Origin of the sequence: Synechococcus sp. R70.1 (genome assembly GCF_047461675.1) — a bacterium.
Classification (GTDB): domain Bacteria; phylum Cyanobacteriota; class Cyanobacteriia; order Thermostichales; family Thermostichaceae; genus Thermostichus.
In genome coordinates this window covers 1-8,829 of the sequence record NZ_JANSHR010000061.1, presented here as the reverse complement: position 1 = coordinate 8,829, position 8,829 = coordinate 1, and the positions used below count along the sequence as shown (strand labels likewise).

Below are 8,829 nucleotides of genomic sequence, written 5' to 3'. Positions count from 1 at the left end.
ACTAGCCACTGGTGTCTGGTAGTTGGGAGCCCTCCACGGATCGTTCATGTACTTGTCATTATTTTCTCCACCGTACTCGATCCAAGTATACTCGTCAGGATAGACGCCGAAGTCGAGTCGGTAGACTTCAGAGGCACGGCCTACTTCAGTGAGAGCCGCTTGAGCTTCGGCTGTACGGGAGCGGCGCACTTGGTTTAAGAACTGCGGGATCGCCACCGCCGACAAAATGCCGACGATCACAATTACCACCAGAAGCTCAATCAGGGTGAAGCCCTTAGACGCAGAGAGGATATGCTGAGCTAGCTTGGCCCGAAACAGAGACTGACGAGACTTCGCACTCATGGTACTCGATCCTTTGACAACCTAGAGAGTTAACCGTGCAGGTTACCTGCCGCTATTAACTTACCCCGCTGGCGGGCAGTTCATAACAGTCCCCTCCCACGGAGTGCAATTGCGGATCTCTGCTAGGGGCAGCCCAAAAACCGGTGGTCTAGCTGAGCTGGCTGCAGCGGGGCAAACTAGGACTCGTGATCTCCTTCCCACCCATGAACCCTACACTGCAAGCCCAGATCCTGGAAGCTAGGCAACTGCTTCAGCAGGCTCCCAATGCCTTTGCAGAGTGGCTGGTGGCTTTCTACCGAGAGCAAGACGCAAAGGGTTGGCGGGAGTTTTTGCGGGGCTTCTGTGACCTCCCCTCATCTTCATTGGCTGATGAGTCGGCTTCTCCCTCTGAGCCAGAGGCAATCACCCTATCGGCGCTGGAGCAGGCCTTGGCTGCCAACCGGCTGAACCTTGCCTACCAGCTCTACACACCTTTGGTAGAAGCAGGAATCCTGCCGGCGGAGAAGGTGGTAGAGGTGTTGCTATCCTTGGCAGAAAGCCTGGAAAAAAGCTCCACTGAAGATTCGCAGCAACAACGTTTCCAGGTTTGCCTGAAGCTGCGCGAGCTGGCTTTTGAGCTGGATCCATCCCGGCGGGACAACACCCAGGTTCTACTGTTGCGATCCCTGCAAGCTCAAGACGAGCTGGCCGTGGGCTTTTACGGGCAGGCTTTGGCGGAGCAATTGGCCAGTTTGGGAGAAGAGCAGACCCTAGACATTACCCAGGAGCCCCTCCTGACTCAACTTCTCACTCGGCTATGGGATGACGGCTACCTGGATCTGTTCTTCGAGGTGGCCACAGCTTTACAAGCTCGTCTTTTGGAGGACCAGAAATCCGGATTTGCTGCTTTGCTAGCCCAGCTAGCCAATGCGGTGGATCCCGAGCAGGCGAAGCGCTATCAAGGTTTGTGGACAATAGAGGATCTGATCGGCGACTTCTTTCAAAAAGCAGCTCGTGCCCTCTTCCAGCACTCCACCAGCGATGGCTATTCCATTTTAGGAGAAGCTCTCATCACGGCGGCCGAGAGCTCACAGGTGCAAGAGAACTTTACTCTTCGTCTATCCCTTCTATCAGAATCGCTGGAAAAGTTGATCCATGCTGCACAGCTGGAACGGGTAAACTTTGTTATCCAGAAAATTATAGACTTAATTTTATCGAGGGAAGCCGACTTAGGATCACTAAGAATTAACGATGAAAATCTACTCGAGAGTCTAACGATTGCTAAAGCCATCCTGTTTCGAGTTTGCTTTTGTTGGAGTTATCTAACTGACGATCGCTCTCTGATTCGTCATTACCAACAAATTGGTGGTAGAATCTTTAACGACTGCCTAAGCTTAATGGCTTCTCAGCGAGACTTTCTTTGGTCGGAATATTGGCAGAAGAATCAGCGAGACTACTGCGGATCTGGCAGAACTAAGCGAAAGCTGAGGGTAGGCTTTCTGGGTAACTGCTTTCAGCGACATTCGGTTGGCTTTCTCAGTGAGGCTACTCTCAGGAACCTATCTCGCGATCTTCTGGACGTTGTCTACTACTACTACCAGGGGTGGAAAAATGAAGATATGGCCAGTCATGACAATATGTATCGAAAGTTTCGCTCTCACGAAAATCTCCATTTTCGCTTTTTTCCAGGAGAAACCAAGCCGCCTCAAGTAGCTGCTCAAGCGCGTGAGGATCGCATCGATATCATGGTTTTTATGGACTCCCTTACCAGTCACGATGCCAGCATCGTAGCAGCTTTGCGGGCCGCTCCTATCCAAATTGGCTGGCTTGGTGGAGATGCTGTCGGTTTGCCGGAATTTGACTACTTCTTTGCCGATCCCCATATCCTTCCTGAGGAGGCCCAAGCTGACTACCATGAAAGAATTATTCGCTTGCCCAGCTACTGTGCTGTTGATCATCTGGACGTCTGTGCTGCCAACGAGGTAGACTTTAAGACTAGTCTGAGAATAGAGCCGAAAAATGTTGTTTTCCTAACCGCAGCTAGTGCTTACAAACGTACTCCCAAATGTATCGACGCTCACCTGCAAATCTTAAAGGCCGTTCCCAACGGAGTTTTGATTGTCAAAGGATCAGGAGAAATTGCTACGGTTATTAGACGCTACCAGGAAAGAGCCAAAGAGCTGGGCGTTCTCGATCGCGTCCGATTTCTTGCTAAAGCCAGCAGTGTGGAAGAGCATCGTGGCCAACTAGCCTTAGTGGATCTCGTTCTGGATACCTTCCCCTACACAGGTGCAACCCACACCATGGAAGCTCTCTATATGGGTGTGCCAGTCCTTACCCTAGTGGGCAGGCATTACTATGGCCGAATGAGTTACAGCCTGCTGAAAAATGTTGGCCTCGAGGATTGCATCACCTGGTCGGTGGAGGAGTTTATTGAGCGTGGGATCCAGCTAGGCAATAATCCAGAACGCTTGGCTAAAGCTAAGCAAACTATTCGAGATTCATATCACAGATCAATAGTATGGGATCCAAAGCGGTTGGCTAAAGCCATGGAGAGAGTTTTCTTCGAGCTAGCTTATGAGCATCAACTCATTCAATCTATTCCTCCTCTAGAAGATTGCCAAGCTGAGCCCAAGCCCGCTGAGTCTATTCGTCTTCATATTGGAGGTAAGCAGCCTCATCCAGACTGGAAGATTCTAGATAGTCAGGTAGGAGACCATGTGGATTATGTTGGAAGCGCCGTTGATCTCAGTCAATTTGAAGATAACTCTATAGAAGCCATCTACGCTCCCTATATTCTGCAGCGCTTTAACTACACACGTGAACTACCTACTGCTCTCAAAGAGTGGCACCGGGTTTTGCGCTTCGGGGGCCAGTTGATGATCAGTGTCCCAGATATGCCTACTCTCTGCCGTCTTTATCTGAAGGATGAAGTTTCTTTAGAGCAGAGGTTTCGCATTATGCGTATGATGTTTGGTGACCAAGCAGATGAGCAAAACTACCATAAAGTTGGCTTCTCGTGGGAATACTTATTTGCTTTACTTGCTCAGGTAGGTTTCAGGGTTATTCGAAAGGTGGACAGATTTGGGCTGTTCAATGATTGCAGCGATATGGTCTTTCTCGGGGAACCAGTTAGCCTAAATGTAGTCGCAACTAAGTAGGGGTGCAACTTCAGCAACCGGAATACGGTGTATTGAGCTGCTTGTCGATCTAAAAGCTTACTCAGGAGTTAGATTTGCAGTTTAACCCAAAGAGCGCAGGGACTCCATTAGCTGCTTGGGTGTCATCTGCTCGTAGGGTTCGAAGGGCTGGTGAATCCAAGGGTTATCGGGCAAATAGTCCACATAGTAATCCGGTTGATAGATGGAGGCTGCTTTATACCAGAGTACACCGGTGCGGATTTCCTCGATGTAAAAGCCGTAGTGGTGCTTGAGCCAGTGGACAGAGCGCTTCAGGGTCATGCCGGAATCGACCAAGTCGTCCACCAACAACACGTGGCTGCCCAGGTTGGCGGTGGTCATGGCCAAATCCCGCGAGAAAATTAGCTGCCCTCGCTGGCGATTGCCAGGGCCGGAGTAGGAGGAAGCAGCAAGAATTGCTAGAGGGAGATCGAATAGGCGGGCCAGAGTGTCGCCAATGCGCAGCCCCCCTTTGGCGATGCAGACAATTTGGTTAAACTCCCAGCCGCTTTCGTAAATCTTGACGGCCAGCTCTTCGATTTTGCGGTGGTAGTCGGCCCAGGTGATGGAAATCTCGTGCAAGGGATCCCTCTCCAGCTCTAACTATCTATATCGCACCTAGCCAGCTTGGAGATGGCAATCTAAGACTTTAGTTCAGAGGGATCACCTTTACCCAGTGGGAATAGGCGGGATCCCGGTTTTCCATGATGGCTGTGAGCTTCTGCCGCAGTTGCTCGGTAATGGGGCGGGACGACGGCAGGACGTACTGCTCGATCTGGCGGATGGGCGTGATCTTGGCGGCGGTGCCAGTGAGGAAGGCCTCGTCAGCGATGAACAGCTCTGACTTATCGACAGGGCGTTCTTGGGTGGGGATCCCTAGGTCGCGGGCCAAGGTGAGGACGCTGTCGCGGGTGATCCCTTCTAGGATGTCCTGGTCGAAGCTGGGGGTAATCAGCACGCCGTTGCGCACGATGAAGATGTTCATGCCCGAGGCTTCGCTCACTTTGCCCTGGGAGCTGATTAAGATAGCTTCGTCGAAGCCAGACTGTACTGCCTCGGTCTTGGCCAGGGAGGAGGTAATGTAGGCACCAGTGATCTTGCCCCGCAGCGGTAGGCTGCGATCCTCCTGGCGGGCCCATGAGCTGATGCGGCAACTTACCCCTTCCGGCGAGAGGTAGTCTCCCAATTCCAACCCGTACACGAAGAAGTCTTTCTCGATGTTGTGCAGCCGCGGTGAGATGCCCAGGTCGGAGGTATACACCAAGGGGCGGATGTAGAAAGAGGTGGAAGGGCGGTTTTTCCGGATCAGCTCCACAATGACCTGCTCGATCTTCTCCGCAGGCAAATCGAAGCAGAGTAGGCGGGCACTTTGGCTTAGCCGTCGGCAGTGGCGATCCAGGCGAAACACCAGCACTTGATCCGGATTTTGCGGATCGGGGATCCCGCGCAGGCCGCCAAACGCTGCCGTCCCGTAGTGCAGAGCATGGGTGGCAATGGAGATCTTCGCCTCGGCAAAGGGAACGATCTGGCCCTGAAAGTAGGCGTAGGGCAGAAAATCGGGCATGGTCGGCACCTACTGCAGCAGGAAAAGGGGTAGGAATATTATCGCCGATTGACGCAGCAGCGGGAGTCCGCCGTTCTCTAGCCCACCTGACGGGCGCTAGAGAATCAAGGGCCGGAGGCGCTCTAAGCTAGAATGCTGTCTATCCGTCTTGCTGCTCCCCTGATGGACGACCCTCCTTTAGGCTCGGCCCCTAGCTCTAAGCTTGCGTGGGGAGAGGCGTCTCTCAGTCTCCTCTGGATTATTGCCCTTCTCCTCATCAACGCTTTCTTTGTGGCGGTGGAGTTTTCCTTGGTGTCGGCGCGGCGCTCCCGCATGGTGCAGTTGGCCGGTGAGGGGAACCGCCAGGCGGCAATGGTCCAAAAAGCCCAGGAGCAGTTGGAGTATGCCCTCTCCACCGCCCAATTGGGCATCACCCTAGCCAGCGTCCTGTTGGGCTGGATCGGGGCTACCCAAGTGGCGCCGACGCTGTTCTTGGCTCTGAGGCAACTGCCCTGGTTGCAGGGTATGGATCCCGCTCTTGTGCAAGGTGGGTCGGGGGTAGCGGTATTTTCGCTTCTCACCTATTTGCAGATCGTGTTGGGGGAGCTGCTCCCCAAGACTCTGGCCATTCTCTACTCGGAGCCAGTTGCCCTAAAGCTGGCCTGGCTCAACCGACTGGTAAGCCGCTTTTTACATCCTTTTGTGGAGCTCCTGCGGTTTTCCTCCCGCTGCGTGCTGCGCCTTTTGGGCGTCCGCGTTCCGGAGGCTACTTCTTTTTACAGCACGATGACGGTGGAGGAGCTACAGCTGCTGATTGCCTCGTCGGTGGAGTCGGGCAACATCGAGGCGGAGGAGCGGGAGCTGTTGAGCAACATCTTTGAGTTTGGCGAGACAGTGGCCAGCGAGGTGATGATCCCGCGCACCAGCATCGACGCCGTGCCCGAAACCGCCACAGTCCAGGAGGTGCTGGCGGAGGTGGCCGAATCAGGGCATTCCCGCTACCCGGTCTACGGCGAGTCTTTGGACGACATCCGGGGGCTGATTCACGTCAAGGAGCTCATTGGCGAGCTGGCCAAGGGATCCTTGGATTTGCACAGCCCCATTGCTCCCTTCATTCGGGAGGTTCACTTTGAGCCGGAAAACAAGCTGATCGCAGAGCTCTTGCCGGAGATGCAGCGGCACCATTGGCCGATGGTGGTGCTAGTGGATGAGTTTGGCGGCACGGCGGGCCTGATTACCATTCAGGACTTGGTGGAGGAGATCGTCGGCAAGCTCTCCGATGGGCCGGATCCCAAAAGGAAGGAGCCGGACATCCAGGAGCTGGACGAAAACACTCTCCTTATCCAGGCCCAGTTGGACATCGAAGAGGTCAACGAGCGCTGCCACCTTAACCTCCCCTTGCATGAGGATTACCAAACGCTGGGAGGCTTTTTGATTTACCAGATGCAGAAGATCCCGCGCGTAGGGGAAAGGTTTACCTACCAAGGCCTCGAGTTCCAGGTGGTGCGCATGGAGGGGCCGCGGGTGGATCGGGTGAAGGTTGTCCGCCATCGCCGCAACTCTCCCAGCCCCCTGCCAGCACTCCCCCCTGCCCAGACGGCGAAGCCTGGCAGTTGAGGAGCTAGGTTTTGACGACTTTGAGGGTCTGCAGCCGCACGTCTTCGGGGCCGTTGATGAAGCCGCCCGCCTCGTGCACCAGCAGCAGATACTCCACTGCCTCTTGGGTTACCTCTTCGCCAGGCACCAAAATGGGGATCCCAGGCGGGTAGGGGGAAATGATTTCGGCACAGATGCGGCCCACAGCTTCTTGAAAAGGGATCCGCTCGATGGGGGCAAAAAAGGCCTGCCGCGGCGAGAGCCGTTGGGGCGGGAGGGGGGGGCGTTTCAATTCGGCCAGGCGCCGCAGTTTCTCGGCCATTGCCAGGGAAGGCGGGGATCCCTGGGCATACTTCGACAAAGCCGCAAAGCTCTCCACCAGCCGGTCGATATCCCGCTGGGTGTTGCCGAGGCTAACAATAAAGACCACGTTGTGCAGGGTGGACATCTCCGGCTGCACGTGGAAGTGCTCGTTGACCCAGTCGTGGGCGTCGAAGCCAAAGAGGCCCAGCCCCGACACCGTCACGGTCAAGCGGGTGCGGTCCAGATCGAAAAAGCCGGGAGTGGAGCCAATGCGTTCCGGGCCAAAACAGAAGATCCCGGAAATACGGTTGAGGCGGGCGCGGGCCTGATCCGCCAAAGCCAAGGCTTGGCCCAGCAGGGCTTCTCCCTCCAGTGCCATCTGCCGCCGCGCCACGTCCAGCGACATCATCAGCACATAGCTGGGGCTAGTCGATTGCAGCAGCTGCAGGATGTTGCGGACTCGGTTGGGGTCGACTCGGGATCCCTTGAGGTGCAGCATCGACGCCTGGGTCATGCCGGAGATGACTTTATGGGTGGACTGCACCACCAGGTCAGCCCCGGCTTCCAAGGCGGAGAGGGGCAGTTCTGGGTGAAAGCCAAAGTGGGGCCCGTGGGCTTCGTCCACTAGCAGAGGCAGGTTGTGGGCATGGGCAATGGCTGCCAGCGCTTCTAAGTCGCAGCAAACCCCGTAGTAGGTGGGGCTGACCACCAACACGCCCTTGGCGTCGGGGTGCTGGGCCAGCGCTTGCTCCAGGCTAGCGGGGGTGATGCCGTGGGCAATGCCCAGCTCCAAGTCAAAATCTGGCTCAATGTAGACGGGCACGGCCCCAGAGAGGATCACGCCGGCGATGGCCGACTTGTGACAGTTGCGCGGTAGTAGGATCTTGTCCCCTGGGTCGCACACCGCCATCACCAGGGTTTCTACGCCACAGGTGGAGCCGTTGACCAAAAACCAACTGCGATCGGCGCCGTAGGCCGCTGCGGCTAGCTCCTGGGCCTCCCGGATCACGCCGTCGGGATCGTGGAGGTTGTCCACCTCTGGCAGCTCCGTCAGATCCGCCCGGAAGACGTTCTCTCCCAGAAAGGCTCGCAGATCGGCAGGGATCCCACGTCCCTGTTTGTGGCCTGGCGTGTGAAAAGGAGCCTTATCCAAGCTGCAATAGTGGCGGATGGCCTCAAATAGAGGTGCTCGCTCCTGGGCTTTGCGATCCAGCGAGCGCAAGCAACGAGAGGTTTTGGACAGATTGGACAGAACCACAGACCACTCCTCAACACACCAGGTGGGCATTTTGTGATTATCCATCCCAATGGAGGCTAAGTCCACCGCTGGCGCTTTTCCTGCTAGCCTGGGTTTTCAGGTGGCCTTTCTTCCTCTCCTGTATGTTTGAAAAACTGCCCTTCCCCCTGAGCACTCTCGTGTTGCTGGCCGGGGCTGCCGCCACGGCTTGGGGCTTTGCCCACTACAACGATCCCACCCTCAATCTCATCGGCCTGTTTGCCGGGATCCCCTTGCTGTTGGGAGGGATAACCATGAAGGTAGTGGAACTCAAGCCGGTACCTGCCCTGGCCGCCCCTTCTCTCGAGGTGATCCAAGCCCGCGCCCAGCAGGCCACGGAAGTTCAAAAGCAAGTCCGCGCCGATATCACCAAATATAGCTACGGGGCTAATGCCCACCTAGAAGATGCCCTGGAGTTTCTGGGTCTGCGCGGCCCTCTGGAAGCAGATCTGCCCAAGGTGAGAGGGTACAGAGAAGAGCTGCGAGATGGCCGGTATACCTTGGTGCTTCTGTTCGATTCCCCCAAGGTTCCCTTCCAACAATGGCAGGAAAGCTACCAGAAAAAAATGCAAGGCTTCTTTGGCCGAGATGTGGAGGTGCAACTGGGGCAG

General features: G+C 55.7%; 7 protein-coding genes. 3 read left to right on the top strand and 4 right to left on the bottom strand.

Translation table 11 applies throughout. The features are described from left to right. On the bottom strand, positions 1-342 hold a 342-nt coding region (locus NW807_RS08035), incomplete at its 3' end, for a type IV pilin protein (RefSeq protein WP_414425781.1). Between the two features lie 185 nt (positions 343-527). On the opposite strand from NW807_RS08035, the gene NW807_RS08030 reads away from it, so the two are divergent. Further along, positions 528-3,482 (top strand): methyltransferase domain-containing protein, encoded by a 2,955-nt coding sequence (locus NW807_RS08030; protein ID WP_414425780.1) that lies wholly within the window; start codon positions 528-530, stop codon positions 3,480-3,482. A gap of 81 nt (positions 3,483-3,563) precedes the next feature. On the opposite strand, the gene NW807_RS08025 is transcribed toward NW807_RS08030, so the two are convergent. Together NW807_RS08025 and NW807_RS08020 are read right to left on the bottom strand one after the other, a co-directional pair. Then, positions 3,564-4,082 (bottom strand): phosphoribosyltransferase, encoded by a 519-nt coding sequence (locus NW807_RS08025; protein ID WP_414393041.1) that lies wholly within the window; start codon positions 4,080-4,082, stop codon positions 3,564-3,566. 67 nt (positions 4,083-4,149) lie between these two features. Continuing rightward, entirely contained in the window at positions 4,150-5,064 is a 915-nt protein-coding gene (locus NW807_RS08020; protein ID WP_414393039.1) for a branched-chain amino acid transaminase, read from the bottom strand. Between the two features lie 132 nt (positions 5,065-5,196). Here NW807_RS08020 and NW807_RS08015 point away from each other — a divergent pair, with 132 nt between their 5' ends. After that, positions 5,197-6,660 carry a hemolysin family protein gene (locus NW807_RS08015; protein ID WP_414425779.1) on the top strand — a complete coding sequence of 488 codons (1,464 nt, stop codon included), beginning with the start codon at positions 5,197-5,199 and terminating at the stop codon, positions 6,658-6,660. A 4-nt stretch (positions 6,661-6,664) separates the two neighbouring features. On the opposite strand, the gene NW807_RS08010 is transcribed toward NW807_RS08015, so the two are convergent. Beyond that, on the bottom strand, positions 6,665-8,200 hold the full coding sequence (locus NW807_RS08010) for an aminotransferase class I/II-fold pyridoxal phosphate-dependent enzyme (protein ID WP_414425778.1): 1,536 nt from the start codon (positions 8,198-8,200) through the stop codon (positions 6,665-6,667). Positions 8,201-8,322: 122 nt separating this feature from the next. Between NW807_RS08010 and NW807_RS08005 the strand changes: the two genes are divergently transcribed. Continuing rightward, positions 8,323-8,829 (top strand): DUF2854 domain-containing protein (locus tag NW807_RS08005; protein WP_414425777.1); only part of this gene is annotated, 507 nt, incomplete at its 3' end.

Excerpts from the sequence above, each read along its gene's own strand:
- NW807_RS08020 (WP_414393039.1), bottom strand. The coding sequence starts at position 5,064 with ATGCCCGATTTTCTGCCCTACGCCTACTTTCAGGGCCAGATCGTTCCC.
- NW807_RS08015 (WP_414425779.1), top strand. The coding sequence starts at position 5,197 with ATGCTGTCTATCCGTCTTGCTGCTCCCCTGATGGACGACCCTCCTTTA.